This window comes from Extensimonas vulgaris, from assembly GCF_003337425.1.
Taxonomy (GTDB): Bacteria; Pseudomonadota; Gammaproteobacteria; order Burkholderiales; family Burkholderiaceae_C; genus Extensimonas; species Extensimonas vulgaris.
The window spans coordinates 393,432-419,780 of the sequence record NZ_QPJU01000001.1 but is presented as its reverse complement, the minus strand read 5'-3'; the positions used below and the strand labels follow the sequence as shown (position 1 = coordinate 419,780).

30 protein-coding genes and 2 tRNA genes are annotated in these 26,349 nt (G+C 63.9%); 14 read left to right on the top strand and 18 right to left on the bottom strand.

The window, feature by feature from the left end; translation table 11 throughout:
• The first annotated feature begins 25 nt into the window (after positions 1-25).
• From DFR45_RS01920 to DFR45_RS01910, 3 genes are all read left to right on the top strand, one after another.
• Positions 26-349, top strand: coding sequence for a YbaB/EbfC family nucleoid-associated protein (locus tag DFR45_RS01920; RefSeq protein WP_114481995.1), 324 nt, complete (start codon positions 26-28; stop codon positions 347-349).
• 71 nt (positions 350-420) lie between these two features.
• A complete protein-coding gene (gene recR, locus DFR45_RS01915; protein WP_114481994.1) occupies positions 421-1,011 on the top strand; it encodes a recombination mediator RecR in 591 nt (196 codons plus the stop codon).
• A 112-nt stretch (positions 1,012-1,123) separates the two neighbouring features.
• Positions 1,124-1,540 carry an MAPEG family protein gene (locus DFR45_RS01910; protein ID WP_114482196.1) on the top strand — a complete coding sequence of 139 codons (417 nt, stop codon included), beginning with the start codon at positions 1,124-1,126 and terminating at the stop codon, positions 1,538-1,540.
• Positions 1,541-1,551: 11 nt separating this feature from the next.
• Here the strand turns inward: DFR45_RS01910 and msbA are convergent, their stop codons facing one another.
• Positions 1,552-3,381 carry a lipid A export permease/ATP-binding protein MsbA gene (gene msbA, locus DFR45_RS01905; protein WP_114481993.1) on the bottom strand — a complete coding sequence of 610 codons (1,830 nt, stop codon included), beginning with the start codon at positions 3,379-3,381 and terminating at the stop codon, positions 1,552-1,554.
• A gap of 200 nt (positions 3,382-3,581) precedes the next feature.
• Here msbA and tolB point away from each other — a divergent pair, with 200 nt between their 5' ends.
• From tolB to DFR45_RS01880, 5 genes are all read left to right on the top strand, one after another.
• Positions 3,582-4,835: a Tol-Pal system beta propeller repeat protein TolB gene (tolB, locus tag DFR45_RS01900; protein WP_241659376.1), complete on the top strand. Its 1,254-nt coding sequence runs from the start codon at positions 3,582-3,584 to the stop codon at positions 4,833-4,835.
• 51 nt (positions 4,836-4,886) lie between these two features.
• The gene (gene pal / locus DFR45_RS01895) at positions 4,887-5,414 is read left to right on the top strand and encodes a peptidoglycan-associated lipoprotein Pal (protein WP_114481991.1); all 528 of its coding nucleotides are present in this window, start codon (positions 4,887-4,889) and stop codon (positions 5,412-5,414) included.
• A gap of 5 nt (positions 5,415-5,419) precedes the next feature.
• Positions 5,420-6,175 carry a tol-pal system protein YbgF gene (ybgF, locus tag DFR45_RS01890; RefSeq protein ID WP_114482195.1) on the top strand — a complete coding sequence of 252 codons (756 nt, stop codon included), beginning with the start codon at positions 5,420-5,422 and terminating at the stop codon, positions 6,173-6,175.
• A gap of 23 nt (positions 6,176-6,198) precedes the next feature.
• Complete coding sequence (locus DFR45_RS01885) at positions 6,199-7,002, top strand: tRNA threonylcarbamoyladenosine dehydratase (RefSeq protein ID WP_242005149.1); 804 nt, start codon at positions 6,199-6,201, stop codon at positions 7,000-7,002.
• A 45-nt stretch (positions 7,003-7,047) separates the two neighbouring features.
• Positions 7,048-7,123 (top strand) — tRNA-Lys (locus DFR45_RS01880).
• 204 nt (positions 7,124-7,327) lie between these two features.
• Here DFR45_RS01880 and DFR45_RS14445 read toward each other — a convergent pair.
• The 7 genes from DFR45_RS14445 to DFR45_RS14430 form a co-directional block, all read right to left on the bottom strand.
• Positions 7,328-7,501 carry a hypothetical protein gene (locus DFR45_RS14445; protein ID WP_158636983.1) on the bottom strand — a complete coding sequence of 58 codons (174 nt, stop codon included), beginning with the start codon at positions 7,499-7,501 and terminating at the stop codon, positions 7,328-7,330.
• A gap of 162 nt (positions 7,502-7,663) precedes the next feature.
• Positions 7,664-8,143 (bottom strand): RuvC family protein, encoded by a 480-nt coding sequence (locus DFR45_RS01875; protein ID WP_114481989.1) that lies wholly within the window; start codon positions 8,141-8,143, stop codon positions 7,664-7,666.
• Entirely contained in the window at positions 8,140-8,892 is a 753-nt protein-coding gene (locus tag DFR45_RS01870) for a 3'-5' exonuclease family protein (protein ID WP_158636984.1), read from the bottom strand. Before DFR45_RS01870 ends, DFR45_RS01875 begins: the two co-directional genes overlap by 4 nt.
• A gap of 17 nt (positions 8,893-8,909) precedes the next feature.
• A complete protein-coding gene (locus DFR45_RS14625) occupies positions 8,910-9,542 on the bottom strand; it encodes a phage replication initiation protein, NGO0469 family (RefSeq protein WP_147269955.1) in 633 nt (210 codons plus the stop codon).
• Positions 9,543-9,757: 215 nt separating this feature from the next.
• Positions 9,758-9,982, bottom strand: a complete 225-nt coding sequence (locus DFR45_RS01860; RefSeq protein WP_114481986.1) for a hypothetical protein — start codon at positions 9,980-9,982, stop codon at positions 9,758-9,760.
• 563 nt (positions 9,983-10,545) lie between these two features.
• Positions 10,546-12,999 carry a DUF3987 domain-containing protein gene (locus DFR45_RS14435; protein ID WP_114481985.1) on the bottom strand — a complete coding sequence of 818 codons (2,454 nt, stop codon included), beginning with the start codon at positions 12,997-12,999 and terminating at the stop codon, positions 10,546-10,548.
• The gene (locus DFR45_RS14430; protein ID WP_158636985.1) at positions 12,996-13,160 is read right to left on the bottom strand and encodes a hypothetical protein; all 165 of its coding nucleotides are present in this window, start codon (positions 13,158-13,160) and stop codon (positions 12,996-12,998) included. Before DFR45_RS14430 ends, DFR45_RS14435 begins: the two co-directional genes overlap by 4 nt.
• Positions 13,161-13,226: 66 nt before the next feature.
• On the opposite strand from DFR45_RS14430, the gene DFR45_RS14785 reads away from it, so the two are divergent.
• A complete protein-coding gene (locus DFR45_RS14785) occupies positions 13,227-13,493 on the top strand; it encodes a hypothetical protein (protein ID WP_158636986.1) in 267 nt (88 codons plus the stop codon).
• Here the strand turns inward: DFR45_RS14785 and DFR45_RS14295 are convergent.
• The 4 genes from DFR45_RS14295 to DFR45_RS01830 form a co-directional block, all read right to left on the bottom strand.
• Complete coding sequence (locus DFR45_RS14295; protein ID WP_144686945.1) at positions 13,481-14,122, bottom strand: hypothetical protein; 642 nt, start codon at positions 14,120-14,122, stop codon at positions 13,481-13,483. The genes DFR45_RS14785 and DFR45_RS14295 overlap by 13 nt on opposite strands.
• A 109-nt stretch (positions 14,123-14,231) precedes the next feature.
• Positions 14,232-14,531, bottom strand: a complete 300-nt coding sequence (locus DFR45_RS01840) for a HigA family addiction module antitoxin (protein ID WP_114481982.1) — start codon at positions 14,529-14,531, stop codon at positions 14,232-14,234.
• A gap of 12 nt (positions 14,532-14,543) precedes the next feature.
• Complete coding sequence (locus DFR45_RS01835) at positions 14,544-14,822, bottom strand: type II toxin-antitoxin system RelE/ParE family toxin (protein ID WP_114481981.1); 279 nt, start codon at positions 14,820-14,822, stop codon at positions 14,544-14,546.
• Positions 14,823-14,857: 35 nt separating this feature from the next.
• Entirely contained in the window at positions 14,858-16,174 is a 1,317-nt protein-coding gene (locus tag DFR45_RS01830; protein WP_114481980.1) for a tyrosine-type recombinase/integrase, read from the bottom strand.
• A 106-nt stretch (positions 16,175-16,280) separates the two neighbouring features.
• Between DFR45_RS01830 and DFR45_RS01825 the strand changes: the two genes are divergently transcribed.
• Positions 16,281-16,358, top strand: a tRNA-Lys gene (locus DFR45_RS01825).
• Positions 16,359-16,448: 90 nt separating this feature from the next.
• Here DFR45_RS01825 and DFR45_RS01820 read toward each other — a convergent pair.
• From DFR45_RS01820 to lptF, 5 genes are read right to left on the bottom strand one after another with little or no spacing between them, the layout of a single operon-like run.
• Positions 16,449-17,615 carry a pyridoxal phosphate-dependent aminotransferase gene (locus DFR45_RS01820; protein WP_114481979.1) on the bottom strand — a complete coding sequence of 389 codons (1,167 nt, stop codon included), beginning with the start codon at positions 17,613-17,615 and terminating at the stop codon, positions 16,449-16,451.
• 31 nt (positions 17,616-17,646) lie between these two features.
• Positions 17,647-18,588 (bottom strand): CysB family HTH-type transcriptional regulator, encoded by a 942-nt coding sequence (locus DFR45_RS01815; RefSeq protein WP_114481978.1) that lies wholly within the window; start codon positions 18,586-18,588, stop codon positions 17,647-17,649.
• Between the two features lie 42 nt (positions 18,589-18,630).
• Entirely contained in the window at positions 18,631-19,008 is a 378-nt protein-coding gene (locus tag DFR45_RS01810) for a sirohydrochlorin chelatase (protein WP_114481977.1), read from the bottom strand.
• A 10-nt stretch (positions 19,009-19,018) separates the two neighbouring features.
• Positions 19,019-20,128: an LPS export ABC transporter permease LptG gene (gene lptG, locus DFR45_RS01805; RefSeq protein ID WP_114481976.1), complete on the bottom strand. Its 1,110-nt coding sequence runs from the start codon at positions 20,126-20,128 to the stop codon at positions 19,019-19,021.
• On the bottom strand, positions 20,125-21,219 hold the full coding sequence (gene lptF, locus DFR45_RS01800) for an LPS export ABC transporter permease LptF (protein ID WP_114481975.1): 1,095 nt from the start codon (positions 21,217-21,219) through the stop codon (positions 20,125-20,127). Before lptF ends, lptG begins: the two co-directional genes overlap by 4 nt.
• Positions 21,220-21,333: 114 nt before the next feature.
• Here lptF and DFR45_RS01795 point away from each other — a divergent pair, with 114 nt between their 5' ends.
• The 4 genes from DFR45_RS01795 to DFR45_RS01780 all read left to right on the top strand — a co-directional run bounded on the left by DFR45_RS01795 (position 21,334) and on the right by DFR45_RS01780 (position 25,097).
• A complete protein-coding gene (locus tag DFR45_RS01795; protein ID WP_114481974.1) occupies positions 21,334-22,848 on the top strand; it encodes a leucyl aminopeptidase in 1,515 nt (504 codons plus the stop codon).
• A 37-nt stretch (positions 22,849-22,885) separates the two neighbouring features.
• Positions 22,886-23,323, top strand: a complete 438-nt coding sequence (locus DFR45_RS01790; protein ID WP_114481973.1) for a DNA polymerase III subunit chi — start codon at positions 22,886-22,888, stop codon at positions 23,321-23,323.
• Complete coding sequence (locus tag DFR45_RS01785; RefSeq protein WP_114481972.1) at positions 23,323-23,661, top strand: hypothetical protein; 339 nt, start codon at positions 23,323-23,325, stop codon at positions 23,659-23,661. The genes DFR45_RS01790 and DFR45_RS01785 overlap by 1 nt, the downstream gene beginning before the upstream one ends.
• Positions 23,662-23,969: 308 nt before the next feature.
• Entirely contained in the window at positions 23,970-25,097 is a 1,128-nt protein-coding gene (locus DFR45_RS01780) for a branched-chain amino acid ABC transporter substrate-binding protein (RefSeq protein ID WP_114481971.1), read from the top strand.
• Between the two features lie 79 nt (positions 25,098-25,176).
• Here DFR45_RS01780 and DFR45_RS01775 read toward each other — a convergent pair whose 3' ends face one another.
• Positions 25,177-26,241 (bottom strand): AI-2E family transporter, encoded by a 1,065-nt coding sequence (locus DFR45_RS01775; RefSeq protein ID WP_114481970.1) that lies wholly within the window; start codon positions 26,239-26,241, stop codon positions 25,177-25,179.
• Between the last annotated feature and the right edge of the window lie 108 nt (positions 26,242-26,349).

Sequence of the window (26,349 nt, the reverse complement as noted above, 5' to 3'; positions counted from 1 at the left end):
TTATTTCATTCGCAAAGGAAATTTCATGTTCAACAAAGGACAGCTCGCCGGCCTCATGAAGCAGGCCCAGGCCATGCAGGACAACCTCAAGAAAGCGCAGGAAGAGCTCGCGCAGATCGAAGTCGAGGGCGAATCGGGCGCGGGCCTGGTCAAGGTGCTCATGACCTGCAAGCACGATGTCAAGCGCGTCACCATAGACCCGAGCCTGCTCGCCGAAGACAAGGACATGCTCGAAGACCTGGTGGCCGCAGCCTTCAACGCCGCCGTGCGCAAGGCTGAAGAGACTTCGGCCGAAAAAATGGGCAAGCTCACCGCCGGGTTGCCCGGTGGGATGAAGTTCCCGTTCTGAATTTTTGATAGCTACTAGCGCGCGTCCTGCTTGCCTTTGAGCCGGTTTTCGTTTTATTTTTTGCCCTCTGGATGACCCAGTCCCATGCGCTCGATGCGCTGATCCAGTCCTTGCGACGTCTGCCGGGCGTGGGCGTGAAGTCGGCCACGCGCATGGCTTTCCACCTGCTGCAGCACGACCGCGCAGGCGCCGAGCAGCTCGCGCGCGCGCTCGAGGGCGCCGTGCGCTCGGTGCACCACTGCGCGCGCTGCCACACCTTCACCGAGGCCGAGGTCTGCAGCACCTGCCTCGATCCGCAGCGCGACGCCACGCGGCTGTGCGTGGTCGAGACGCCGGCCGACCAGGCGGCGCTCGAGCGCACCGGGGCGTTTCGCGGGCTTTACTTCGTGCTGCTGGGGCGGCTGAGCCCGCTCGACGGCGTGGGGCCGCAGGACATCGGCCTGCAGGAGCTGATCGCGCGCGCGAGCGACGGCGTGGTGCAGGAAGTGATCCTCGCCACGAGTTTTACCGCCGAGGGCGAGGCCACGGCGCATGTGCTCAGCGAGGCGCTGCAACGCCGCGGCGTGCGCGTCACGCGCCTGGCGCGCGGCGTGCCCGTGGGCAGCGAGCTCGAATACGTGGACCTGGGCACCATCGCACACGCGCTTGCCGACCGGCGCTGAGGGCGTGCCGCCTCTTGCGCCGTTCGTTCTTCCCCATGGTGCCCTGGCCCTGCGTGGGCGCGTGGCTTCTGGCAACATCGCCATCCCCGCAATGACACCCACGGAGGAGAACATGCCAACGACAACCCACTTCACCCTGGCCTATTGGTGCGTGCTGATCGCGGCGTTGCTGCCGCTGGTCTGCGCCACGCTCGCGAAAAAAGGCGGCTTCGGCCGCGCGCCGCAAGCGGGCGGCTACGACAACCACGCCCCACGCGAATGGCTCGCGCGCCAGCAGGGCGCGGCCGCACGCGCCAACGCGGCGCAGGCCAACACCTTTGAGGCGCTACCGTTTTTCATTGGCGCGGTCATCATCGCGCACCAGCTCGGCGCGCGCCAGGGGCTGGTCGATGCGCTCGCGCTCGCCTTCATCGCGCTGCGCCTCGTCTATATCTGGCTCTACGTGGCCGACAAGGCCATGGCGCGCAGTGCCGTGTGGACGCTGGCGCTTGCCGTGAACATCGCGATCCTGTTCAGCGGCTACCGCTGAGCTGCTGGCGCTCAAGCATCTTCGGACTCCAGCCCGCCGGGCCGCGTCTGCAGGCGCGCATAGAGGCCGCCGCGCGCCATCAGTTCTGCGTGCGTCCCCTGTTCGACGACCCGGCCTCTGTCCATCACGATGAGGCGGTCGGCGTGCTCTATCGTCGAGAGGCGGTGCGCGATCACCAGCGTGGTGCGCCCTTGCATCAGGCGCTGCAGGGCTTCTTGCACCAGGCGCTCGGATTCGGTGTCGAGCGCCGAGGTCGCCTCGTCGAGGATCAGGATGGGCGCGTCCTTGTAGAGCGCGCGCGCAATCGCGAGCCGCTGGCGCTGCCCGCCCGAGAGCTGCGTGGCGTTGTGCCCGACCAGCGTGTGTATGCCTTGCGGCAGCGCGGCCACGTAGTCGCCGAGGTTGGCCGCAGCCAGGCACGCCTGCACGCGCTGCTCGTCCACCTCCTGTCCGAGCGCGACGTTGGCGGCGATGCTGTCGTTGAACATCACCACGTCCTGGCTCACCATCGCAAACTGCGCGCGCAACGCGTCCAGGCGCCACTCGGGCAGCGCGTGGCCGTCGAGCAGCACCTGCCCCGAGGTTGGATCGATGAAGCGCGGCAGCAGGTTCACGAGCGTGGTCTTGCCCGCGCCCGAGGGGCCGACCAGCGCCACCACTTCGCCGGGCTGCACGCTCAGGCTCACGTGATCGAGCGCGGGCGCGCGTTCGGGGTCGAAGCGCACGCTCACGTCGCGCAGCGTGATCGCGCCCTGCACGCGCGCTACCGCGTAGCTGCCACCGCTTTCGGCGCCGGCCTCGTCGAGCAGCGCAAGCCCGCGCTCCAGCGCCGCCACGCCGCGCGTGATCGGGCTCGTGATGTCGGCCATGCGGCGGATCGGCGCGATCAGCATCAGCATGGCCGCGATGAAGGCCACGAAGCCGCCCACGGTCACTTCGCGGTTTGCCATCGCGCCCTGGCTTTGCCACAGCGCGATGCAGATCACCGCCGACAGCGCCACCGCGGCCAGCAGCTGCGTGAGCGGCGTCGTCGCCGCCGAGGCGATGGTAGACTTGATCGCGAGCTGGCGCAGGCGCTGGCTCAGGCGTGCAAAGCGCCGGGCCTGGCTGGCCTGCGCGCCGTGCAGGCGCACCATGCGGTGCGCGAGCACATTTTCCTCGACCACGTAGGCGAGCTCGTCGGTCGCCTCCTGGCTGCTCTTGGTCAGGCGATAGACGCGGCCCGAGAGCGTCTTCATGATCCAGCCCACGCCCGGCACCATCACGGCCACGATCAGCGTGAGCTGCCAGTTCAGATAAATCAGGTAGCCCAGCAGCGCCACCAGCGTGAAGCCGTCGCGCGAAATGCCGAGCAGCGCCTGCACCAGCAGCATCGCGCCGGTCTGCACCTCATACACCACGGCGTTCGAGAGCGCGCTCGCCGTCTTGCGCGAAAACAGCGCCATGTCCGCGACCAGGATGCGCTCGAACAGGCGTTGGCGGAGCTTCTGCATGCCGTCGTTGGCGATGCGCGCGAGCGCGTATTGGCCGGCAAACTGCGCGAGCCCGCGGATGAAGAAAATGCCCACGATGGCCACGGGCACCGTCCACAGCGGCAAGTCGCGCTCGGTAAAGCCGTGGTCCAGCAGCGGCTTGAGCAGGGCCGGAATCAAGGGCTCGGTCGCCGCGCCAGCAATGGTGGCCGCAAAAGCCACGAACCAGGCCAGGCGCTGGTTGCCGAAGTAGGGCGAGAGCCGCGCCAGCCGCGCGCGCAGGCCGGCCTCGGGCGCCGGGGATGGGGCGGGCGCGGGTGGCACACCAGCACTCTCTTGCGCTCCGTTTTGTGATGGGGAACTTTGCATGGCGCGCGGATTCTACGGGTCATCGGTGCTTAGACGATTTGTCACGCCCGCAGTGGGTGCTGTGTGTACCATTCGAGGCTTTTCGGCTTAGGCGGCAGATGCGCGGTTTTCGCAGGCAGTCCATGACCACTGATCTCTCACATTCCTCTCTTCGCTCCCCTTCGTCTCTGCCGCAGCGCCCTGGGCTCTTGCGTCGCCAGATGCTCGCGGCTCTGGCGGTCAGCCCGGCCTTGCCGGCGCTGGCGCAGTTTCGCGTCGAGGTCACGGGCGTGGGGCTGACGCAGCTGCCCGTGGCCATCGCACCGTTTCGCGGCGAGGCGCAGTCGCCGCAGAAGATCGCCGCGATCGTGCAGGCCGACCTGGAGCGCAGCGGGCAGTTTCGCGGCGTCGATACCGCGGGCGCGGCGCTTGATGAAATGTCGCGCCCCGACCTCGCGCCGTGGCGGCAAAAAGCCGCCGACGCGCTCGCTGCGGGCAGCGTCACGCGCCTGGCTGATGGGCGCTACGACGTGCGCTTTCGCCTCTGGGACGTGGTGCGCGGGCAGGACCTCGGCGGGCAGGGTTTCGTCGTCACGCAGGGCGACCTGCGCCTGGTGTCGCACCGCATCGCCGACTTCATCTACGAAAAACTCACCGGCGAGCGCGGCATTTTTTCCACGCGCATCGCCTACGTGACCAAAGCGGGCGGGCGCTACAGCCTCTGGATCGCCGACGCCGACGGCGAAAACGCCCAGCCTGCGCTCACGAGCCCCGAGCCCATCATCTCGCCCGCCTGGTCGCCCAGCGGCGCGCAGATCGCCTACGTGTCCTTCGAGTCGCGCAAGCCCGTGGTCTATGTGCACGAGGTGGCCACGGGGCGGCGCCGGCTGATCGCCAACTTTCGCGGCTCCAACAGCGCGCCCGCCTGGTCGCCCGACGGCCGCACGCTGGCCGTCACGCTCACGCGCGACGGCAATTCGCAGCTGTACCTCATCGACGCGAACGGCGGCGAGCCGCGCCGCCTGATCCAGAGCGCGGGCATAGACACCGAGCCGGTCTTCACCAAGGACGGCCGCAGCATTTATTTCGTGAGCGACCGCGGCGGCTCGCCGCAAATCTACAAAATGCCCGTGGGCGGCGGCAACGTCGAGCGCGTGACCTTCACGGGCAACTACAACATTTCGCCCGCGCTGAGCCCCGACGGCCGCTGGATGGCCTACATTGCGCGCATCGGCGGCGCCTTCAAGCTGCACGTCATGGAGCTGGGCTCGGGCGCGATCACCGCCATCACCGACACCAACGCCGACGAAAGCCCGAGCTTTGCGCCCAACAGCCGCCTGATCCTCTACGCCACGCAAGTCCAAGGGCGCGAGGCGCTCATGACGACCACGCTCGACGGCAAGATCAAGGCGCGCCTGGCCGGACAGAGCGGCGACATCCGCGAGCCCGACTGGGGGCCGTTCCAGAAAACCTGAGTTTTGACCGTGTCGTACTTTTTCCTTTCATGACTTTGCGGAGAAATTTCCATGATCCAACGCATTACCCTGGCTTTTGTCATTGCCATCCTCATGGCTGGCTGCAGCTCCGGCGTCAAACTGAGCGAGCCGCCCGTCGAAGACAAAACCGCCGTCCCGACCACCGGGGCCGACACTTCCAACACCGCGCAAAGCACCGTGGCAGGCGTGGATTTGGGGCAAAGCGCGCGTGACGCGGCCGGCCCGCAAGGCGTGAGCCGGCTCGTGTATTTCGACTTCGACAGCTACGTCATCAAGCCGGAGTTCCAGTCGCTGCTCGAAGCCCATGCGCGTTTTCTCAAGGCCAATCCGAGCCGCAAAGTCGTGCTCGAAGGCCATACCGACGAACGTGGCGGGCGCGAATACAACCTCGCCTTGGGTCAAAAACGTGCCGAGGCCGTGCGCCGCGCATTGGCGCTGCTGGGGGTATCCGACAGCCAGATGGAAGCCGTGAGCTTCGGCAAGGAAAAGCCCGCCGTCGAGGGCCACAATGAAGAAGCTTGGGCGAAGAACCGCCGCGTCGAAATTTCCTACCGTTGATGGCCATGGCAAGCTTTTGGTGGCGCTTGTCGAGTGCAGCGCGGGCCTTGCTCGCGTTGGTGCTGTTTTGTGCGCTCTTGCCAGCGGGCCACGCCGGCTTGTTCGAGGACGATGAGGCGCGCCGTGCCATCCTCGAGTTACGCCAGCGCGTCGATCAGCTGACGAACGAAAACGAGCATCAGCGGCGCGGCCTGCTCGATCTGCAGTCGCAAATCGAGACGCTGCGTGCCGACCAAGCCAAGCTGCGTGGGCAAAACGAACAATTGATGCGTGACGTGGCCGATTTGCAGCGCCAGCAAAAAGACATGGCGCAAGCGCTGGACGCACGCCTGCGCAAGCTGGAGCCGGTCAAAGTCTCGGTCGATGGCCAGGAGTTCCAGGCCGATCCTGCGGAAATCCGCGACTTCGAGGCCGCACTCGCGGCGTTTCGCGCCGGCAAATTTGCCGACGCGCGCACGGCTTTCGCTAATTTTCTGCAGCAATACCCGCGCAGCGGCTACCTCCCCTCGGCGCGCTTCTGGCTCGGCAACGCGCAGTACGCCTTGCGCGACTACAAGGCGGCGATCGACAGTTTCAAGCAACTGCTCGCGCAAGCGCCGCTGCATGCCAAGGCGCCCGAGGCCCAGCTTGCCATCGCGAACTGCCAGATCGAGCTCAAGGACACACGCAGCGCGCGCAAAACGCTCGAAGACCTGCTGCGCACCTACCCACAGTCCGAAGCGGCCGTGGCGGCCAAAGAGCGTCTTTTGCTATTGAAATGAGTGCTGCTCACGCAGACCCTGCAATGCTTGCGGTGCCGAAAGAGGTAGATTTGCAGCGCCGCTTCGGCGGCCTCGAGCGCCTCTACGGCATCGCAGGCGCGCAGCGCATCCGCGCGGCCCACGTGGCCGTCGTCGGCGTCGGTGGCGTAGGCTCCTGGGCGGCCGAAGCGCTCGCGCGCAGCGGCGTCGGGCGCATCACGCTGATCGACTTCGATCACGTGGCCGAATCCAACGTCAACCGCCAGATTCATGCGCTGTCTTCGACGCTGGGCCAGGCCAAGGTGCAGGCCATGCAGGCGCGCATCGCCGAGATCAACCCCTACTGCCGCGTCCACTGCATCGAAGAGTTCGCCACGCCGCACAACTGGCCCGCCTTGTTGCCCGAGCTGCCGGATGCCGTCATAGACGCCTGCGACCAGGTGCAGGCCAAAACCGCGATGGCTGCCTGGGCGCGCGCGACCGGAGCCCTGCTCATCTGCGCCGGCGCCGCGGGCGGCAAGCGCCTGGCGCACAAGGTGGAGATCGCCGACCTCAGCGCCGTCACGCACGACCCGCTGCTCGCGCAGTTGCGCTATCGCCTGCGCAAACACCACGGCGCGCTACGCACGGGCAAACCCATAGGCATCCCTTGCGTCTTCAGCCGCGAGGCCGTCGCCCCGCCAGATGCCTCCTGCGCCGTGCAGGGCGACGGCACGCTCAATTGCCACGGCTACGGCTCGGTCGTCACCGTGACCGCCACCTTCGGCCTATGCGCCGCCGGCTGGGTGCTCGATCGACTCACGAGCCCATCGCAAAAAATCAAGGAGTCTGAAAAAGAGAAGCTATAATGCAAGGCTTTCCTGTATGCGGTTAAGCATGCAGCGGCAAAAAATGGGACGTTAGCTCAGCTGGTAGAGCAGCGGACTTTTAATCCGTTGGTCACAAGTTCGAATCTTGTACGTCCTACCAATAAAATCAAGCACTTAGCGCAGAAATGCCTAGGTGCTTTTTTCTTACAAAAACTCCATGTAAGCGCTATGTAACCGACAACGGCGTGGGGTTATTCGGTTTTCCTCGATCACGCCGGTCATGGTGGTGGTGCACCAGGGCGCGCAGGCCCAAAGAAAAACCCGGCTCGGGGCCGGGTCTTTGTGGCGGTGCCGTGGCGCTCGATCAGCGTGGCGCCAGATAGCTGTGCATGTTTATGTTCTGCGTGCACGGCTCTTCGTGCAGGCGCTTTCGGTGCCAGGCGGGCAGCAGCAGCATTGGAACATCATGAGACACGCGCCAGGCCGTGCCAAGCCCCACGCCGTGCAGCGCTGCAATCTGGCGAACGGTGCGCCCCATAGCCCGATCAAGGCGCATCGCTTCGTTTCTACGCGCTCGGGCGGCTTGGTCTGGTGCTCGTGGCATGGTCGCGTCAGTACTCCAACACGGTACTACCTACCCAAGCCGCGGGGGTCGAATTACCCTCGGGCTGGGTGGCCGGGAAGTACCTTTTTTGTCGTGCTAACCGTGCCGCAGTCCGTGCCAGGCGATCAACAGCGCATCGGCGCGGTTATGGTGCGACTTCGCGGTCAGTAGCGGCTCGCTCGCTGGGACAAGGCGCCGTGCTGCTTCGATGCTGGCATCCTTTGCTGAGCCAGCGCCAATGCCCGCTGTGCGCTTCCACGCCGCAGGTTGCGAGCGCGTCATAGGGATGCCAGCGATTGCCACGGCGGCCTCGATAGCCCCTAAAGAGCGGCCAAAGGCAAACGCAGCTACGCGCGAATCGGTCGGGCGAGCGGCCACCTGCTCGACGAACACGCGGGCGCTGTGCCGGTACTTGCCAAGCATCAACGCCAGGCGCTGCGCATCGATCAGGCTGCGCCCTGATGCCGCCTTAAATGTCGGCAGGTCGGCAACCTCCACCAGCTCGCCGCGCTCGGTCAGCACGGCCACGGCGCCGGTCAGTCCTGGGTCAACGCCGATGTAGTGTGTCTCGGTCATGCTGTAGCCTCCTGCGCCACGGCGGGCTCTGCGGCGCCGAAGCTCCCTTGCATGACGTGCCAGCATGCGCGTGTGGCCGCCACGTCGGCGCAGCAGTAAGCGGCAAGATCGGCATGCGCACTGTTGCGCCAAAGGTCAAGCACCTGCGAGCCATCAACGCCCTCAGCCTTCGGTGACGCAATCCCCAGCGCCCTGCAAACCTTGTCCAGGCTCATCATGCCCGTGGGGCCAGCAGCGAGCAGCATCACGTCGCAAAGGTCTCGCGGCGCTCGGGCAAACGGGCCGGGCAGCCATGACGGCGTGGCGATCCGGTTCGCCCAGCAGCGCCAGCGTAAAAATGGCAAATCGAACTTCAGGACGTTGAAGCCGACGGGGTACACGGGCGCGCCGTCGATCCACGGTTGCAGCAGCGGGTCGGCCTGCCGGTTGGCTTCGCGCAGGTGCTCATCGACTACAGCGAGCGCGCGGCGCAGGTAGTCGCCCTCGGACTCATTCAGCTCGCGCACCACGGCCACGGGGTCGGCATCGTCAAGTGCGAATCCTACGCAGCAGACTTCGCCATCGCTCGGGCTCAAAGCCTGCCGCTTGTAAAGCTCTTCGGCGGCTTCGTCGCCATGCTCTGCGTGCCATGCCGCAATGCTTTCGGCCTTGCGCAATGTGCCAGGCGCGCGCACGGATTGCCGCGCCTGCTCGCGGGCGCCGGGCGCTTGGCTGGGGATGGTTTCAATGTCAAAAAAGATAGCAGTCATTGCAGTCTCCAAGAGCTTTAGAAGGGAATGTCGTCGTCCATATCGTCGAAGCCCGACGATGCAGGTGCCCCAGCCTGGGCAGCAGGTGCAGCAGGTGCGCCACGCTTGGCAAGTACGGCCTGCCATTCGGGGGACAACTCAACCTGACGGCGCACGCCAGCGGGCAGCAGTTCAATGTCCTGCCATGCGTCGGGACTGTCTAGGTCGAAGACAATTTCGGGCACCTGCGCACGTGGCGCCTGTAGCCCTTTTGGAAGCGCGCCCACGGATGCGATGTTTGCGAAGGTGCGGTCGCCCTTGGTGACGTGGATCACGCCGATCAGGGCGGGCACGCCAGCCAAGCGCGCCACGTCAAAAGCGCGCAGCTCTTCAGGGCCGAACGCTTTGGCGCGCCAGCTTTCCAGCATCGCGCGCAGGGCGGCCTTTGGCCCCAGCGATGCGGTGTAGCGCCTGAAGATAGTGTGCGAACTGCCATCGCTTCGCAGCTCGGCCAGTGTCCAGCCGATCAACAGCTTTCGGCTCGCGGTGGTCTTGCCGTCGTAGGTGGTTTCGACGGTGCCAAGGTCAGCCACCAGGTGGCAGCGGGCGGCGTGGGTGCCTGCGGGTGGCAATTCGTAGTCGCCAGCGCTGGAAGTTTCTTTCAAGGTCAAAGACATGGTGTTACCTCATGGGATTGGTTGATGCGGTGCTCGGTCTTTGTCGGTCTTTTGCTCGGTCTGGAATCTGTCGCGGCGCCACTCATGGCAGTGGGCGTCGCGCGCCTGGAATTGCTCCAAGGGGATCAGCCGCGCGGGGCTGGGCGCCAGGCACACAAAGCGATCCACGTGCGCTTGCGCGTGGTGTGCGCACGCAGCGCATGGGCGGCTCATTGGCGCACCTCAGCGAAGGCTGGGCAGCGCTGTAGCTGTTGCACCATCGGCGCAGGCATGGGGCAGCGCCACGCGCCTGGTCTGCCGCGCAGGTGCTGGCACTCAAGGCACACGCGGCGGTCATCAAGATCACGGTCGCGCAGCAGCAGCTTGTCGGCCATGCGCCCAGCCTCATGGTCGGGCAGCCCCAGCCGCTCGAAGTGCGCCAGGCGGTGGGTCATGGTGCGCAGCTCTTCATCGTTGGCGGGCGCGTGCGGCCACGTCTTCGGCGCCCGGGGCCGGGCGCTGTACGCTGGGCAGGTAGCCGCGTGGCCCTCGGGCGCCCAGCGGATTGAGTAGTGCGGCGCCAGTCCAGCCGCTACGGGGTCGCCACAGGTTCCATGCGCCAGGCGGTGGGCGCAGTCGCGGCAGGTGCGGGCGGGGTGCGAATTTCCAGAAACCCCAGCCAAGGGGCCTACAAAAACAACAGAAACCCTTTTTGTGGTTTTTGTAGGGCGGGCGACTGGGACTTCTGTAATTTTTTCCTGCCCCAGCAGGGCGGCGCCAGCTTGCGAAGGTTCGTAGATAGCGGCGGGGGTGATTGGCATCCCTGGGCTCTGGCGCTGCGCGGCTTCCATTGCTACCGGTAGTGGCGCAGCACCAGCCCCATCAACTGTCTGGCGTACCCCATCGAAATTTTCAGAAGTCCCGGCCAACGGGCCTACAAAAACAACAGAAACCCTTTTTGTGGTTTTTGTAGGGCGGGTGACTGGGACTTTTTGATTTTTAAGCCGGTCAAGCCAGGTCATGCTGCGCCCCCTTTCAGCAGCGCCGGGTGAACCTCGTAGCGCTCGCTGGGGCGCCCGCCTTGCGCGCCAGTGGGCACCAGCTCGCGGCGCAGCCATCCGTAATCGGTCAGAAGCTCGGCAGCCTTGCGGGCGGCCTCGGTGGTTTGCAGGCCAGCCCAGCCTTTGGCGGCCACCAGCCGGGGCGTGAAGCTCGCCAGCAGTACGCCGTCGGCATCGCATAGCTTGCGCCCCTTGATCTTGTCCAGCAAGGCGCGCGCGCCGGTTGTCTCTGGCGTGGTGGCGGCGCTGTAGAGGCGCTCGGCATGCGTGCGCAGGTATTCGGCCCACGCCAGGGCGCGCAGTAGTTCGTGCTCGCCAATCTGGCGCCCACTGTCTGGTGTGTCGATCAGCGCGAACAGCAGCGCCAGGGCGGGCACCAGCTTTCGGTATTTGGCAAGGTGCGAGACAAGCGCCGGATGCAGTTCGTCGCCGCGAATCTCTGTCTCGTGGCCGGTCAGCCACTCGGCAAACAAGGCCTGGGCGGCGTCGTCGAAGCGCCAGGCTTGCGGCTCTTCGCCGTCGGGCTGCAACTCTGCCAAGCGCTCGAAAACCCGCCACGCGCGCGCTTTGGCTTCGGCATCGGGCGGCCGATCCACCAACTCGAAGGCGTGGTCAACGTCGGGCCACACGGTCAGGCCGAAGCGCTGTAGCAGGCCATCGTCGCCAGCGCCACCAGCTACAGCTTCGCGGACGTAGGACTGCGCTTTGCCGGGCTGCATGCCCCCCAGCAGCGCCAGGCACACGCGCGGCAGGTAGTGCGTGCCGCGCCCTATGCGGTCGAAGGTGTAGCCCTTGTCGCCATCGTATGCCTGAAGGTAGAAGGCGCGCGATCCTTCCTGCCCCTGCCGGTCTAGGCTACACAGAAGGCCGTGCAGTTCGTCGCGGTAGGCCAGGGTGCCCCATGGTGCGGATTCGAGAATCTCACCCAGCGCCTCCACGGTCGAATCGTTCACCACGTGGCGGCGCATCCTCGGCTCGGGCGGCAGGTCGGCAGGGCGCAGCAGCTCGCGTGCGGCGCTTGGGTCTTTGGCGGCTACCTTTGCGGCGCTCTTTTTGTTTGCGTCGCCAGCCAAAGATGCCACCTCGCAATCGAGGCGCCATTCATCGTGGTCTGCCTGCCATGCCTCGCGCGCCTCGGCTTCGAGGCGGTGCAAGGGCTTCAGTGCTTCGGCAAGCGCGGGGCTTTTCATGACGCCGGGGCGGCCAATCACCAGCCCCCACAGATTGGGCACCACGCGCCAATCGTCGAAGCGCTTGGGCGCCATCACGGCGCGGGCACCGACAAGCGAAGACAAACCCGTGAGCGCGGCCACGGCCACGAAGTCGGGCGGGCATTGCATGCGATGCGCTATGTCTTCAACCCAGCCGCGCAGGGCCTCGGGCAGCAGTTCGGCATCGAAGGCTTGCACGGGCGGCAGGGCGTCCGGCAGGGGCTGCGGGGCGTCCCATGCGTCGCCATCGGGCAGCGCCGGGAATGTCGGCACGGGCGGCGCGGCAAGGGCTACCTCCACACACTGGCGCACGGCCTCAAGCCCGCGCGCTTGGTGCAGGTCATTGAAGTCGCTGGCGCCTTCGGGCCGGTCGGGGCCGAAGTCGGGCACGGCCACCACGCCACCCACGGCGGCGGCGGCCTGCCGGGCGGCGGTCATGCCGGGGTTGCCTGCGGTCGCTGCATCATCATCGGCGCAAACTATGACGCGCGCAGCCGGGTAGCGCTTGCGCAGCGCTTGGGCCACTGGCGCCAGATTGCCAGCGTGGAACGCGCACGCCACGGGGTGGCCGGTCGCCTCATACAGGGTCGCGGCGGTTGCGTAGCCTTCGGCCACCAGCAGCACGGCGGGCGCGGCGGTCAGCTCGCCCAGCAGGTGCATGCAGCCCTTCACACGGCCACCAGGAAGAAAACGCTTGTCGCCACTGGCGCCAATGCTTTGCAGACTCACCAGCTCGCCAGTGGCTGCGTCATGCACGGGCACCAGCAAAGCGGCGCCGTGCTGGCGCAGGCCGTGGGAGCGGACGCCTTTGCGCACCAGATAGGGATGCGCATCGCTTGCCGCTTCGGCCTGCGCCCAAAGCTGGGCGGCGCGCTCTGCGGCAGCTTGCCGGGCCTGCGCCTCTTCCTGGGCGCGCTGCGCCTGCATGGTGCGCACGCGCTCGCGGTGGGCGACCTCTTCGGCAGGGGTCAGCTTGCGGCCTATGTCAGCGCGCCAGCTTTGCCAGCCCAACCCGTCACGGTGGTTTTGCACGCCACCAGCCGGGATGCCGTCAAGGTGTAGTAGATAGCTGCCATCGCTGCGCCCATGCTTGCCCACGGCGTCGCAGCGGTGAATTTTCCCGTCCGCGATTATTTGGCCGGGCGGTATCAGCCCGCGCGCTTCGAGTACGCGGCGGAATTGGTCGAGGTAATCGGTCATGCGCAACCTCGCATTCCAATTGCCACGGCGCAAAACACGCCAATCTGAAAACCAACGCTTGCGCAAACGAACGCAGTCGTTACAATCAGGTCTGCAACCGGGTTTTCAGAAACCGTTATTGCCGCCCATAGCCGGGCGGCATTTTTTTTGATTGCTTGCATGCGGCGCTCCAATCAGGCAGCGCCCAGCAGTTTTTTCAGTTGGGCAGTGGGCCAGAGCAGGCGGCCATGCAAGCGAATGGGCCGGATGGGGCCATTTTCAAAGCAGGCCCACGTGCGCAGGGTTTGCGGCTTGCGCCCAAGATGAAATGCCGCGCACGCCGTATCGACGGCGTGACGGGTTTCATTTTGAAGTGGGGGATATTGGGTCGGTTGCATCGGCGATTCCTTCCATCAAGCGGTGTTGATGGCTGGAATGTGCCGATGGGCGCAGAGAAAGTCATTGCACCTGCAATGGTGGGCGTTGCAGGTGCAATGCTGCGCTATTTGTTTTGAAGCGCTCTGTTGGCTTCTGCAAACTTCCCGTCGGTGGTGCGCTTGGGTAGGGCGTATTCGTCTTCCAGGAACGTGACAAGCTCGGCCTGGGACTTGAAGGGGCCTTTGTGCACGAGGGTTTCCAGCATGGCGCCGATGAGCGCCAGCAACGTTTGGCGCTCGCGCTCGCCTAGCTTTGGTTTTGGTTTTGGCAATTCGCCAGCATGGGCGCCAATGCGGTATTCACGCTCAAAGCGGTCTAGTTCTTCGTGGACTATGACCAGGTCTTTTGCGGTGAATATCTGCGGGGGGTCAAAATCTAAGATCACGTCCCCAACCAATGCTTCGTTTCCCGAAACCGGGGGAAGCACAATATATGGCCTGCAACCATCGCCAAAAGCGCCGCGTAAATCTTCAGGCGTCAAGCCCAGCGGCAATATGGTTTCAGTCCATTGGTTTGGCGTGTTTTTGGTGGCGCTCTTTTCACGCCAGGCAATGCAAATCTTTCGCGCGGGTCTTACCGATATTCGCAGCGCTTCATTCTCGCCATAGTCAATCAGGTCTTCAATTGTGCAGCCCCATCGCCGGGCGACTTCTTCGATGGTGAACCAATCTCTTTTGGGTAGCTGGGGGCGGTCTGTGTCGGGCATAGTGTGCGTCCTGCGCGCTGCCTGCATTCGGGTGCCAGCGCCAGGCCGGGGCAGGAACCCGGCTCTTCGCCCTCGGGGATCAGCCTCGGGCTAGGCGCTGGCGAAACGGTTACGCTGTAACGGCTTCAGGCGGTGCGATGCGCTTCACGACGGGGCGGGCGGCGGCGCGTTGCTGCGCCTGCCAAAGATCGTGCGCAGCTTGCATGCGCAGCCAAAAGCCGGGGGTGGTGCCTAGTGCTTCGGACAAGCGCAAGTCCATATCGGCAGAGATTCCAGCGTGACCGTGCAGGATGCGACTCAACATGACGCGCGAAACGCCGATGTGCTGCGCAAAGCCGGTGACGGAATAGCCCACGTCTTCAATCCAGCCCGCGAGCAGCTCGCCGGGGTGTGCGGGGTTGTGCATCATGGCTTGATTCTCCTAGTGATAGTCCACGTAATCGAGCAAGTCCACGTCGGGGCCGTCGAAGCGAAATGTCAGCCGCCAATTGGCCTGCACGGTCACTGCCCAATGTCCGTGCAGGTCACCAGTCAAGGCGTGCAAGCGCCAGGATGGCCGGGCCAGGTCACGCGGGGCCTGGGCGGCATCCAAGGCGGTCAGCAACTCACGCAAGCGGCGCTCGTGAATCGACTGAATGCCTGCTTTGCTGCCTGTTTCATAGAACGCTTGCAGCCCCTTGTGACGGAATGAGCGGATCATTTTTGTAAATCAATTGTTTACAGTATAGCAGGCGTTTACACCACGCGCAGGCGCTGCGCGTCTTCCTGGGGCTGGGCGATGCCAGCAGCTTCGAGGATGGCGCCCTCGATCTTGGTGTGCCACATCCGCAGCAAGTCCAGCGGGCGGGCGCGGTAGTGCTTTTCGGCAATGGCGCTCGGCTTGTGCCCCATGATTTGCGCGACTACGCCAGTCGGTGCCTCCACCCATTCGGCGAGCGTGCCAAAACTGCGGCGCAGCCCGTGCAGGGTGACGTGGGGCACGCCAGCGGTGGCACACGTCCTTGTCAATTGGTGGTTCGGGGACGTGATAGGGCCGTCGGTGCGGGCCGTCATGAATACCCACGCGCCACGACGCGGCAGCGCTTGCAGCAGGGTGGACACATAGGGCGTCAAGGGGATGGTGCGCTCACCCTCTACCTTGTCACGGATGCGCATGCTCTTCCATGTGAAGTCCAGGTCTTCCCAGCGCAGGTCGCGCAGCTCGCCGGGGCGGGCGCCGGTCAGCAGCAGCGCTTGCAGGTAGGCTGCGATGGCCGGTTCTTGCTGGCGCACGGCGGCAAACCAGGCGGGCAGTTGCTCGCGCTGTAGCGCATCGCCCTTCGCCTTGGGTGTGCCCAGTTGCTCGCGGGCCTTGCGCGACTTGGCTGCGCCAGCGTCTTTGATGGCGTGGCCGTAGTCGGGATGCGCGGCGCACCAGTTGATGAAGGCGCGCAGCAGGCGCAGCCCCAGCCGGGCCACGGTGGGGCGCTCGGGCGCGTGGCGCTTCGCCCAGCCCTCCACGGCGGCGGCGGTCAGGGTGGACAAGGGCTTTTCCAGCAGCTCGCGCAGCGGGCCGGGGGCGGTGGTGCCCTTGCCGCGTTTCTTGGGTTCGCCACCAGGCGCCACCATGACAAGGTGGTCGTGGTGGTGGCGCTCGCCCCATGCGGCCTTGCGCTCTTCGCAGTAGGCGGCCCACACGTCAAGCGCGCGCACCTGGGCGGCTTGCTGTAGAGCACGGGCAGCGGCGGCTTGCTGCACGCGCTCGCGCTTGACTTCGCGCGGGTCGTGCCCTTGGTCTATCTGCTGGCGCAGCTCGCGCGCTTTTGCGCGTGCCTGGGGTAGGGGCCAGGTGCTGGGGCTGCCGATGGTGACGCGCAGCGGTGCGCCGTTTGCACGGGCCTGAAAGATATAGGACGCGGCGCCGTTGCTGGTAACGCGCAGCCCCAAGCCGGGCGCGTCGGCGTCCCAAAGGAACGCCTGGGCCTTGCCAGGCGGGCAGGTGAAGTTCGCCACGCGCGCGGCGGTGAAATTGATCTTGTCCACGGTGCTCGCCCCTTTCCATGTAATCGCCATGTAATCGCTGTGTAAGCGGATTCTATCGAAAAAGGCGAATTTGAATCAACGGTAACGCTTGAAGTGTGTGCTGCAACTCGTTGATTTACTAGGGAAACGTCAACATCGGTCAACAGGGGTAAAAGTGGGGTTGAGCGGACTTTTAATCCGTTGGTCACAAGTTCGAATCTTGTACGTCCTACCAATTCAAGCCCTGGAAAACAATGCGACTCCTGGGTAAAAGAAGCCCGCTCCCATAAAAATATGGGGCGGGCTTTCCATTTTCTGGGCTGAATCAGAGCTTGCGTAATCGCTGCAATGCCAAGCGCAGCGTCTCGTCTTTCTTGGCAAAGCAAAAACGCACCACGCGCTGGTCGAAGCCGTCTCCGTAAAAAGCCGAGAGCGGGATCGCGGCCACGCCGATTTCGCGCGTGAGCCATTGGCAGAAGTCGGCCTCGCTCAAGTCACTCACGGCCGAAATGTCCACGCACTGGAAGTAACTCCCGGCGCAAGGCAGCAGGCGCAGCCGCGAGCCGGCCAGCCCCGCGCGGAACAGGTCGCGCTTGGCCTGGTAGAACGCGGGCAGCTGCAGGTAGGGCGCGGGGTTTTGCAGGTAGCTGGCCAGGCCGTGCTGCATAGGCGTGTTCACGGTGAAGACGTTGAACTGGTGCACCTTACGAAACTCGGCCGTGAGCGCCGCGGGCGCCGCCACGGTGCCGACCTTCCAGCCCGTGACGTGGAAGGTCTTGCCGAAGCTCGAAACGATGAAGGCGCGCGCCGCGAGGCCCGCAAAGCGTGCGGCGCTTTGGTGTTCGGCGCCGTCGAACACCATGTGTTCATAGACCTCGTCGCTGATCAAGAGCACGTCGGTGGGCGCGAGCAGCTCCTGCAAAGTGAGCATGTCCTGCGCGCTCCAGACCGTGGCGCTGGGGTTGTGCGGGCTGTTGATGAGCAGCGCGCGCGTGCGCGGCGAGAGTGCCGCGGCGATTTTGTCGAAATCGGGCCGGAAGCTCCCGGGCGTGAGCGGCACGCGCACCACGGTGCCGCCCGCGAGCGCGATGTTGGGCGCATAGCTGTCGTAGCAGGGCTCGAGCACGATCACCTCGTCGCCCGGGCGCACGCAGGCGAGGATGGCCGTGAGGATCGCCTGCGTGGCCCCGGCGGTGATGGTGATTTCGCTGTCTGCGCTGTATTTGCGGCCGTGCAACGCTTCTATTTTGGAAGCAACGGCGCTACGCAAGGCGGGCACGCCGGGCATGGGCGGGTATTGGTTGTGGCCCGCGCGCATGGCCTGGTACACGGCCTCGACGAGTGCCGGGTCGCAGTCGAAGTCGGGAAAGCCCTGGCCAAGGTTCACGGCGCCCACTTCCGCGGCGAGCGCCGACATCACGGTGAAGATGGTGGTGCCGACTTCGGGCAGTTTGCTGTGCAGTTCGGGCGTGCGGACGATGGGCGCGGTCATGGCGTTGGAGGGGAGGATGGAGAGGGGGTTGTCAGAGTTCGTAATCGTGCACATGCCCGGTCATGGCGCGGGCGATGAGTTCGCGACTCAGGCGCGGACTCAGCAGTTCGGCAAAGCGATAGACGAAATTGCGCAGGTAGGCGCCGCGCTTGAAGGCCACGCGCGTGACGTTCTGCCCGAACAGGTGTCCGAGCGGGCGCACCACGAGGTCGCCCACGGGGTCGTCCTTCATGGCCATTTCGGCCACGATGCCTATGCCCAGGCCCAGGCGCACGTAGGTTTTGATCACGTCCGAGTCTATGGCTTCGAGCACGATGCGCGGCTGCAGCTGGCGCGTCGCAAAAGCCTGATCGATCTTGCCGCGCCCGGTGAACGAGGGGTGGTAGGTGATGAGCGGCTCGTGTGCGATGTCTTCAAGGCCCACGCGCTCTTTGTGCGCCAGCGGGTGCGCAGGCGGCAGCACCAGCACGTGTGACCATTCGTAGCAGGGCAGGGTGACGAGGTCGGGGTAGTCGGCCAGCGATTCGGTGGCGATGCCGATTTCTGCGACCTCGTCGAGCACCATGCGCGCCACTTCCTGTGGCGTGGCCTGGTGCAGGCTGATGTGCACTTTGGGGTAGGCCTCGCGCAGGCGCGCCACCGAAGTGGGCAGCACGTAGCGCGCCTGCGTGTGCGTAGTGGCAATGCTCAGCGTGCCGCTGTCCTGGGCGCTGAATTCGTCGCCTATGCGCTTGAGGTTGCCGACTTCGCGCAGGATGATCTGAATGCTTTGCAGCACCTGCTGGCCCGGCTCGGTGATGCGCTTGAGGCGCTTGCCATGGCGCGCAAAAATTTCGATGCCGAGCTCTTCTTCGAGCTCGATGATGGCCTTGGAGACGCCCGGCTGCGAGGTGTGCAGGGCTTTGGCCGCCTCGGTCAGATTGAGGTTGCGCCGCACGGCTTCCTGGACGAAACGGAATTGATGCAGATTCATGGTTTTTAATTCTAAAGAATTGCATCATTATGCTGAAAATGTCTACTTTGGCGACTCGCAGGCGATGGCGGCGATGAGTGCCGTGACACGCGGGTCTTCACCGATCGCCGTGCGCAGGGTGAAGCGCACCGCCGGATGCGCTGCCTGCAGCTGCTTGAGCAAGGCCGGAAGGTCTTCGCGGGCGTGTTTGCCTGAGCCTAAAAACATCGGCATGACGCAGATGTGTTCTGCGCTTTGCGCTATCAAATCTGCTGCAGCTTCGGCAAGTGTAGGAGCGCAGCATTCGAGGTAGGCGCAGCGCACCAGGCGTTCGGGGTGGTGCTGGCGGATGTACGCCGCCACCGCCTCAATGGGTGCGCGCCAGAGCGGATCGCGCGAGCCGTGCGCAAACAGGACAATGGCCGGGGCGCTGGGCGGCATGGGCGCCCCTTCAGCGGCGCAGCACCAGCCAGCCGAAGGCCGCCAGCGACAGCAAGGAATAAATCAGGCTGGGTGCCGCGGCGGCGATCCAGGGCGACAGGTTTTGCAGGTTGCCCACGTGGCTGAACAGGTTGTTGAGCAGGAAAAAGCTCAGGCCGGCCATGATGCCGCCAAACACCTGCGCCGAAATGCCGCCCGAGCGGAAGTGCAGGTAGGCAAACGGCAGCGCCAGCACCACCATGACCAGGCAGCTCAGTGGGTAAAACACCTTGCGGCCGAGTTCGATTTCGTAACGCTGCGCCGTCTGGCCGTTGGCCTTGAGGTGGCGGATGTATTCGAACAGGTCGAACGTGGTCATGCGCTCGCGCTTGCGCAAGGTGGCCGACACCATCTCGGCCTTGATCTGCGTGGGCCAAGCCAGGCTTGCAATCTGCGTGCGCTCGACCCAGGCATGGGCCTCGTCTTCGAGGTGAAAGCGGCTTTGCTGGACTTGCTCGAGCACCCATGAAACCTTGTCTTGGCCAAAGCGGGCTTTCGCTGCGTGCACATGCGAGGCCAGATGGCCCTGCGCATCGAATTCGAAAATCCGCACGTCGCGCATCTCGCCGTCCGGCGTGAGGGCGCGCACGTTCACGGCAAACGAATGGTCTTGCTGGCGCTCCTTCAGCCATGCGCCTGTGCCGCCGCTGCCAAGGCGCCCTGTGAATCGCATCTTGAGGGTCTGCGCGAGCCGGTCACATTGTGGGGCCACATAGTCACCGACAACGAAGGTCAGTACGACGAAAAAACCACCTAGTATGAGCAAAGTGCGCAGCGCTTGCCCTGGCCCCATGCCGCTGGTGCGCATGATGGTGAATTCGGAGCTTTGTGCGAACCGTGCCATCACGAAAATGGTGCCTATGAGCACCGTGATGGGGAGCAATTCATAGAGGTGGCCTGGCACCGTGAGCGCCGTCACGATGAGGGCCTGTCCGAATCCGTAGCCCTGGGCGTTGTAGCGGTTGACGGAACGGAGCTCATCGACCAGGTCGAAAAAGAAAAACAGCGCAAGAAATACCAGTGTCGCGTAGCCCACGGACACGAGCGCCTCCCGGTGGATCATGCGGCGCAGCGTTCTCATGCGCGCCCCTTGAGCGTCAACCAAGAACGCAGCGACCAGCCGTTGTGGCGCGCCGCGAGCACGAGGGCCGCCAGAGCGAGCATGCCAAGGTGCAGTGCGAGCATGAAGGGTATGAAGCGAATCCGATTCGCAGCGACCCAGGTCTGTCCGAGCGTCATGAAGTTCAAATAAACGATGAAGGCGAGCAGTGCGAGCACCAGGCTACTGCTGCGGCCTGCCCTGGGGTTGACGCTGGCGAGTGCCAGTCCCAGCACGACGAGGTTGAATGCCGAGAGCACTTGTCCGATGCGCCAGCCCAGCTCACCTTGGTTCGCGGGAGTGGGCTGGAGCAATAGAGTGCGCGTGGCAAGCGTGCTCACATCGGGATTGTCCAGCGGGTTTGCAGGCGCTGCGCCGATGCGTATGCCGTATTCGGAGAATTCGCTCAAACGTAAGGTCGGGCGATCCCGTGCGGACTCCAGGCGCTGGCCTTGGCTCAGCAGGGCAAAGCGATCAGCACCCAGAATTTGTAGCCGGGCACTGCGTGCCGAGGTAATGGATTCGGACGCGCCTTTTTGATCCACCACGAGCACGTTGTTGCCCCTTTGTTTGCCATCAGTATCTTTTTCGATGAAGAACACCCTATTGCCGTTGGCCGATTCTTGAAACTCGCCTGGCGCAATGCGGTCGATGTCGCTGCGTTGCTCGTAACGCGTTTTGAGCTCTTGCACTTGGCTGTTCGTCCAAGGCCAGACCAGCAGCGCGAGCACGGCTACGACGGCGATCACCGGCCAGGCAAAGCGCAGCAGCGGGGGCAGCAGACGTGCGAGCCCCTGGCCGCACGCAAACCAGATCACCATTTCGCTGTCGCGGTACATACGTGAGAGCACGGCGACCACGGTGATGAAGAGGCTCAGGGCCAAAATGGTGGGCATGTAACCCAAGACCGTAAAACCCATGACCAGCGTCACGTCGGCAGGGTTGACGCTGCCGCGCGTGGCCTGACCGAGCGTGCGGATCAGCACCATGGTCATGACCACGGTGACGAGCACCACAAGGGTCGCGCCAAAGCTGCGCGCGAGCTCTTTGCGAATCGATGAATCGAATAACATTGCTGTAAATCCGGGCAGTCCATGGTGCGACGCTGCGCGCCCGAAGGTTCTTCAGCCGCCACGCCATCATCCCGCGTCCTCATGGACAATCCGGGCCAAAGGAAAACGCCGATTATGAACTTCGAACTTCAAACCCTGAGCCTCTCCACGGCTGCAGCGCAAAAATGTGATTTGCTGGTCGTGCCCGTCGCCGAAGGCTTCGTGCCCGGTGCAGATGCGTTGTCCATCCTGGCGGCGCGCGCCCTCGAAAAAGGGGATCTGACCACCAAACCTGGGAAACACCTCCATCTCTACCAGCCGCCTGCCGTGGGCGCGCGGCGGGTGCTCCTGCTGGGCGTGGGCAAGGGCTCGCCGAGCGCGATCCGCCAGGCTTTGCTCGCGGTGAGCGCGGATTTCAAGGCCCCTGCGGTGCGCCATGCCGTCGTTTCCTTGGCCGATGGGGCGTCCGACACGGTGTTGGCTGCGGCCGTGCAAGCGGTTGCCGAGGCCAGCTACGTCTATACCGCCACCAAACCCAAGGCCGAGGTACCGGGCCTCGAAAAAGTCGTTTTCGGCGTTACGCACGAGGAGGCGCTGCGCCCGGCGTTTGCTCAAGCCATGGCACTCGTGCATGGCCAAAATCTTGCCCGCGAATGGGGCAACCGCCCCGGCAACCATGCCACGCCATCGCGCCTCGCGGAAGTGGCCAAGTCCCTCGCCCGCGAGCCGCGCATCGACTGCAAGGTCCATGGCCCCGAGGACGTGGAGCGCCTGGGCATGGGAGCATTCATGGCCGTCGCGCGCGGCTCCAAGGAGCCGCTGCGCTTCATCGAACTGCATTATCGCGGCGCGGACAAAAAGCAGGCGCCGGTGGTGCTCGTGGGCAAGGGAATTACCTTCGATTCGGGCGGTATCTCTCTCAAACCCGGCGCCGAGATGGACGAGATGAAGTTTGACATGTGCGGTGCGGCGAGTGTGCTCGGCGTGTTCCGCGCATTGGCAGAGTTGCAGCCGTCACTCAACGTGGTCGGGCTCATTCCGGCTTGCGAAAACCTGCCCGACGGGCGCGCTTTGAAGCCTGGCGACGTGGTCACGAGCATGAGCGGCCAGACCATCGAAGTGCTCAACACGGACGCCGAAGGTCGGCTCATTCTCTGCGACGCGCTGACCTACGCAGCACGCTTCAAGCCTGCCGCGCTGGTCGATATTGCCACGCTCACGGGCGCCTGTGTGATCGCGCTGGGTGCAGTGCGTAGTGGTTTGTATGCGAATGATGAGACGCTCGCCGCGCAACTGAGCGCAGCCGGGGAGGCGGCGCTCGATCTGTGCTGGCGCATGCCGCTCGATGAGGAGTACGCGGAGGGGCTCAAGAGCAATTTCGCCGATGTCGCCAATGTTGCGGGTCGACCTGCGGGTTCGGTCACGGCCGCCAAATTTCTGCAACGCTTCGTGGGTGAATGGCCGTGGGCGCACCTGGACATTGCCGGCACTGCCTGGAAAAGCGGTACCGCCAAAGGTGCGACCGGGCGGCCCGTGGGGCTGCTGCTGCACTTTTTGTTGGGCCGGGCACAACAGGAGGCTCAGCAAGCGCCGGCCCCTGTCAAGGCAGCGTCGCGCTCGGCGCGTGCCAAATCTGGGCCGCGGATCTGATGCGCGCAAGCAAGGGGCTACGAAGGCTCCGGTGTGTATGACGGCGGTGGCGTTTCATTTCAATGTGCCCGACAAACTCGTCTATGCCTGTCGCTTCGCGCGCAAGGCCGTGCGCAGCGCTGCGCGGCTGGTGATCGTTGGGCCACCAGAAGTTCTCGCGCTACTGGACGACATGCTATGGCAACTCGCTCCGCAGGACTTCGTTGCGCACTGCCGCAGCGATGCGAGCGAGGAGTTGCTGCAGGCGTCACCCGTGGTGCTGGCGCCAAGCCCACACCTTGCGCCACACCGTGACGTACTTTTGAACCTGGGCAGTGACGTCCCTGTGGGCTTTGATGCCTTTGCGCGTCTCATCGAGGTCGTCAGCAGCGGTGACCCCGGCGATCGCCGCGACGCACGCGCCCGCTGGCGATATTACGCGGCACAGGGTTATGCGATAGAACGCCATGACCTGGTGATTGCTGGAGCCTCTTGATGTCTTTTGCCGCCAACCCCCCATCTTTTCCGCCTCGCTTCGTGCCCACCTTGACCGAGGTCGTTCCAGAGGCCGATGAAATGTCCCCCGCCCAGACGAATGCCTCTGCCCCGCAGTCCCTTTTGTTCGTGCAGGAGGAGGAAATCGTGCATCGTGTCCTGCAGCGGGTCGACATGGCATTGGAGCAGCGGCTGCGCGAGGCGATTGCGACCGTGGTGCACGAGCAGACACGTTCCCTGCTGCCCCGATTGCGCGAAGAGGTCGAATCCGTGTTGCGTCAAACGGTCTATGAAGCCGTGGCTGCGGAACTGGCGGAAGGTCGCGTTGAGCGCGGGTAAGGGAATTCCCTTGTCGCTTTGTACGCATTTGGGCTGACAAAGCGCACCAACTGGCCCATAAATTGCGTTATGTTCCGCGTGTTGAGATATAACCCCAGATTGTCCATTGGGCGGTGCTTCGCACCTACGCGGGCGCTGGAGGGCGCCTGCCGGTCATTTTGGTCGCGGCTTCGTCGTTCGTGACACCACCACGCACTCCTCAGCCGCAGCCAAACTGCCACGCCAGCCGCCTCGCCATCATCCCGCGTCCTGATGAACAATCTGGGATAAAAACGCTCTCAGCATTTCATCTTTACTGGAGAATTTCTATGCAACTGAAATGGAAACTTACGTTCATCGCTGGCTTGGCTGCCGTCGGCGCAGCCTCGGCACAGGAGCAGGTCATCAAGATCGGCCATGTGGCTCCGCTTTCCGGCCCGCAGGCGCATTACGGCAAGGACAACGAAAACGGCGCGCGCATGGCCATCGAGGACTTGAACGCGCGGGGCATGACCATTGGCGGCAAAAAAGTCAAGTTCGAACTGGTGCCCGAAGACGATGCGGCCGATCCGAAGCAGGGCACGGCGGTGGCACAAAAATTGTGCGATGCCAAGGTCGCCGGTGTAGTGGGCCACTTGAACTCCGGAACGACGATTCCTGCGGCCAAGATTTATAACGAATGCGGCATTCCGCACATCACGGGGTCTTCGACCAACCCCGCCCTGATGAAGCCGGGCTACAACACCTCGTTTCGCATCATCGCGAATGACAATGCTTTGGGTGCTGGGCTGGCCTCTTACGCGGCAGATACGCTCAAGCTCAAGACCGTGGCAATCGTCGATGACCGCACTGCCTATGGACAAGGGGTGGCCGAGGCTTTCAAAAAGACCGCTCTTGCCAAAGGGATGAAGGTCGTCGACGAAGAGTTCACGAACGACAAAGCGACGGACTTCATGGCCATTTTGACCGCCATCAAGTCCAAGAACCCGGACGCCATCTTTTTTGGCGGCATGGATCCCCAGGCGGGGCCGATGTTGCGCCAGATGGAGCAACTGGGTATGACCAAGACCAAGTTCTTCGGTGGCGATGGCGTTTGTACGACAGAAATCGCCAAGTTGTCCGCTGGCGCCAAGACGTTGGAAAACGTGGTTTGCGCTGAAGGGGGCACTTCGCTCGCCAAAATGCCTGGCGGTCTGGCCTGGAAGGCGCGCTACGATGCCAAGTTCCCTGGGCAGTACCAGATTTACAGCCCTTACACCTATGACGCGACCATGCTGTTCGCAGATGCCATGAAGCGCGCAAATTCTTGGGATCCCAAGGTCTACATTCCTTATCTGCTCAAGTCCAACTACCAAGGTGTCACAGCGACCATCGCGTTCGAACCCAACGGTGAACTCAAAAACCCTGCGATTTCTTTGTACTACTACAAAGACGGCAAGAAGACCCCGTTGAACTGATTGTCTGATCGTCTGATCGATTGATCGACGGATCTCCAAAAAACCTGCACCGCCCGTCTCGAACGGGGGTGCAGGTTTTTTATTGCTGCCCGGCACTGGTGTCGTCGAGGGGCGCAAACAAATCCCAGCAGGCGATGAACAATGCGGCGATGGTCGGGCCTATCACGAAGCCCGTGAGGCCAAAGAGCGCCATCCCCCCAAGTGTGGAAATCAGCACGACATAGTCGGGCATGCGCGTGTCTTTTCCGACCAGAACGGGGCGCAGCAAGTTGTCAATCAGCCCGATCACTCCCAGGCCGAATCCCGTCAGTACCAAACCTTGCCAGACGGCACCCGTGGCGAGGAAGTAAATGGCTACAGGCGCCCAGATCAATCCCGCGCCTATCGCCGGGAGCAGCGACAAGAAGGCCATGAGAACACCCCAGAGCACCGCCCCCTGGATGCCCAATGCCCAGAAAATGAACCCTCCAAGCGCACCTTGGCAGGCCGCGACAACGAGGTTGCCCTTGATGGTGGCGCGAATCACGGTGGTGAATTTGTCGGCCAATTGGCGCTTATGGTGGCGATCCAGGGGCACGGCATGGCTGATGCGATGCACCAATGTCGCGCCATCGCGCAGCAAGAAGAACAACAGGTACAGCATCACGCCAAAGCCTACGAAAAACTGCACCGTGTTTTGGCCTATGTTCAAGGCTTGCGTGGCGATGAATTGGCTGATTTGTCCGGCAGCGGAGGCCAGTCGTGCCTGCACTTCTGCGGCCGTGGCCAAATGAAAATGGTCCAGAAGTCTGGCCAGGGTGGGGGGTAAGGCGTCGATGATCTGTTGTAAATAGATGCCGAAATTGAGTTGCCCGGAATTCACACGTTGATAGACAGCGCTCGCTTCCTGGATCAATGAAAGGCCCACCAGCCCCACCGGGAAGATGACCCCGAGCAGACACAGCAGCAAGGTGGCAAGGGCAGCGAGGTTGTGCCGATTGGGCATCCGGCGTAACAACTTGCGGTGCAATGGCGAAAACAAAATCGCAAGCGCGCCGCCCCAAAAAATCGCCCCATGGAATTGCCACAAGATGGCGCCGAAAGCCAGCGTGACTGCGGTCAGCAAGAGGGCGAAGGTCTTGTTTTGCAAGGTCGGCGAGTTCATGCGCGGGCTTTTGCGAAGGAGAAAACGAGACACTGTAAGCGACTTGTCCCATTGCGGCGTGTGCAGGCGCTGTTGCCAAGGCTCCATGGTTTGCTGCGGGCCGTGGGC

Bases quoted from the DNA above. Each gene is read 5' to 3' on its own strand.
- DFR45_RS01920 (WP_114481995.1), top strand. From the start codon at position 26: ATGTTCAACAAAGGACAGCTCGCCGGCCTCATGAAGCAGGCCCAGGCC.
- recR (WP_114481994.1), top strand. From the start codon at position 421: ATGACCCAGTCCCATGCGCTCGATGCGCTGATCCAGTCCTTGCGACGT.
- DFR45_RS01910 (WP_114482196.1), top strand. From the start codon at position 1,124: ATGCCAACGACAACCCACTTCACCCTGGCCTATTGGTGCGTGCTGATC.
- msbA (WP_114481993.1), bottom strand. From the start codon at position 3,381: ATGCAAAGTTCCCCATCACAAAACGGAGCGCAAGAGAGTGCTGGTGTG.
- tolB (WP_241659376.1), top strand. From the start codon at position 3,582: ATGCTCGCGGCTCTGGCGGTCAGCCCGGCCTTGCCGGCGCTGGCGCAG.
- pal (WP_114481991.1), top strand. From the start codon at position 4,887: ATGATCCAACGCATTACCCTGGCTTTTGTCATTGCCATCCTCATGGCT.
- ybgF (WP_114482195.1), top strand. From the start codon at position 5,420: ATGGCAAGCTTTTGGTGGCGCTTGTCGAGTGCAGCGCGGGCCTTGCTC.
- DFR45_RS01885 (WP_242005149.1), top strand. From the start codon at position 6,199: ATGCTTGCGGTGCCGAAAGAGGTAGATTTGCAGCGCCGCTTCGGCGGC.
- DFR45_RS14445 (WP_158636983.1), bottom strand. From the start codon at position 7,501: ATGGGGCGCACCGTTCGCCAGATTGCAGCGCTGCACGGCGTGGGGCTT.
- DFR45_RS01875 (WP_114481989.1), bottom strand. From the start codon at position 8,143: ATGACCGAGACACACTACATCGGCGTTGACCCAGGACTGACCGGCGCC.
- DFR45_RS01870 (WP_158636984.1), bottom strand. From the start codon at position 8,892: ATGACTGCTATCTTTTTTGACATTGAAACCATCCCCAGCCAAGCGCCC.
- DFR45_RS01860 (WP_114481986.1), bottom strand. From the start codon at position 9,982: ATGACCCACCGCCTGGCGCACTTCGAGCGGCTGGGGCTGCCCGACCAT.
- DFR45_RS14435 (WP_114481985.1), bottom strand. From the start codon at position 12,999: ATGACCGATTACCTCGACCAATTCCGCCGCGTACTCGAAGCGCGCGGG.
- DFR45_RS14430 (WP_158636985.1), bottom strand. From the start codon at position 13,160: ATGCAAGCAATCAAAAAAAATGCCGCCCGGCTATGGGCGGCAATAACG.
- DFR45_RS14785 (WP_158636986.1), top strand. From the start codon at position 13,227: ATGCAAGCGAATGGGCCGGATGGGGCCATTTTCAAAGCAGGCCCACGT.
- DFR45_RS14295 (WP_144686945.1), bottom strand. From the start codon at position 14,122: ATGCCCGACACAGACCGCCCCCAGCTACCCAAAAGAGATTGGTTCACC.
- DFR45_RS01840 (WP_114481982.1), bottom strand. From the start codon at position 14,531: ATGATGCACAACCCCGCACACCCCGGCGAGCTGCTCGCGGGCTGGATT.
- DFR45_RS01835 (WP_114481981.1), bottom strand. From the start codon at position 14,822: ATGATCCGCTCATTCCGTCACAAGGGGCTGCAAGCGTTCTATGAAACA.
- DFR45_RS01830 (WP_114481980.1), bottom strand. From the start codon at position 16,174: ATGGCGATTACATGGAAAGGGGCGAGCACCGTGGACAAGATCAATTTC.
- DFR45_RS01820 (WP_114481979.1), bottom strand. From the start codon at position 17,615: ATGACCGCGCCCATCGTCCGCACGCCCGAACTGCACAGCAAACTGCCC.
- DFR45_RS01815 (WP_114481978.1), bottom strand. From the start codon at position 18,588: ATGAATCTGCATCAATTCCGTTTCGTCCAGGAAGCCGTGCGGCGCAAC.
- DFR45_RS01810 (WP_114481977.1), bottom strand. From the start codon at position 19,008: ATGCCGCCCAGCGCCCCGGCCATTGTCCTGTTTGCGCACGGCTCGCGC.
- lptG (WP_114481976.1), bottom strand. From the start codon at position 20,128: ATGAGAACGCTGCGCCGCATGATCCACCGGGAGGCGCTCGTGTCCGTG.
- lptF (WP_114481975.1), bottom strand. From the start codon at position 21,219: ATGTTATTCGATTCATCGATTCGCAAAGAGCTCGCGCGCAGCTTTGGC.
- DFR45_RS01795 (WP_114481974.1), top strand. From the start codon at position 21,334: ATGAACTTCGAACTTCAAACCCTGAGCCTCTCCACGGCTGCAGCGCAA.
- DFR45_RS01790 (WP_114481973.1), top strand. From the start codon at position 22,886: ATGACGGCGGTGGCGTTTCATTTCAATGTGCCCGACAAACTCGTCTAT.
- DFR45_RS01785 (WP_114481972.1), top strand. From the start codon at position 23,323: ATGTCTTTTGCCGCCAACCCCCCATCTTTTCCGCCTCGCTTCGTGCCC.
- DFR45_RS01780 (WP_114481971.1), top strand. From the start codon at position 23,970: ATGCAACTGAAATGGAAACTTACGTTCATCGCTGGCTTGGCTGCCGTC.
- DFR45_RS01775 (WP_114481970.1), bottom strand. From the start codon at position 26,241: ATGAACTCGCCGACCTTGCAAAACAAGACCTTCGCCCTCTTGCTGACC.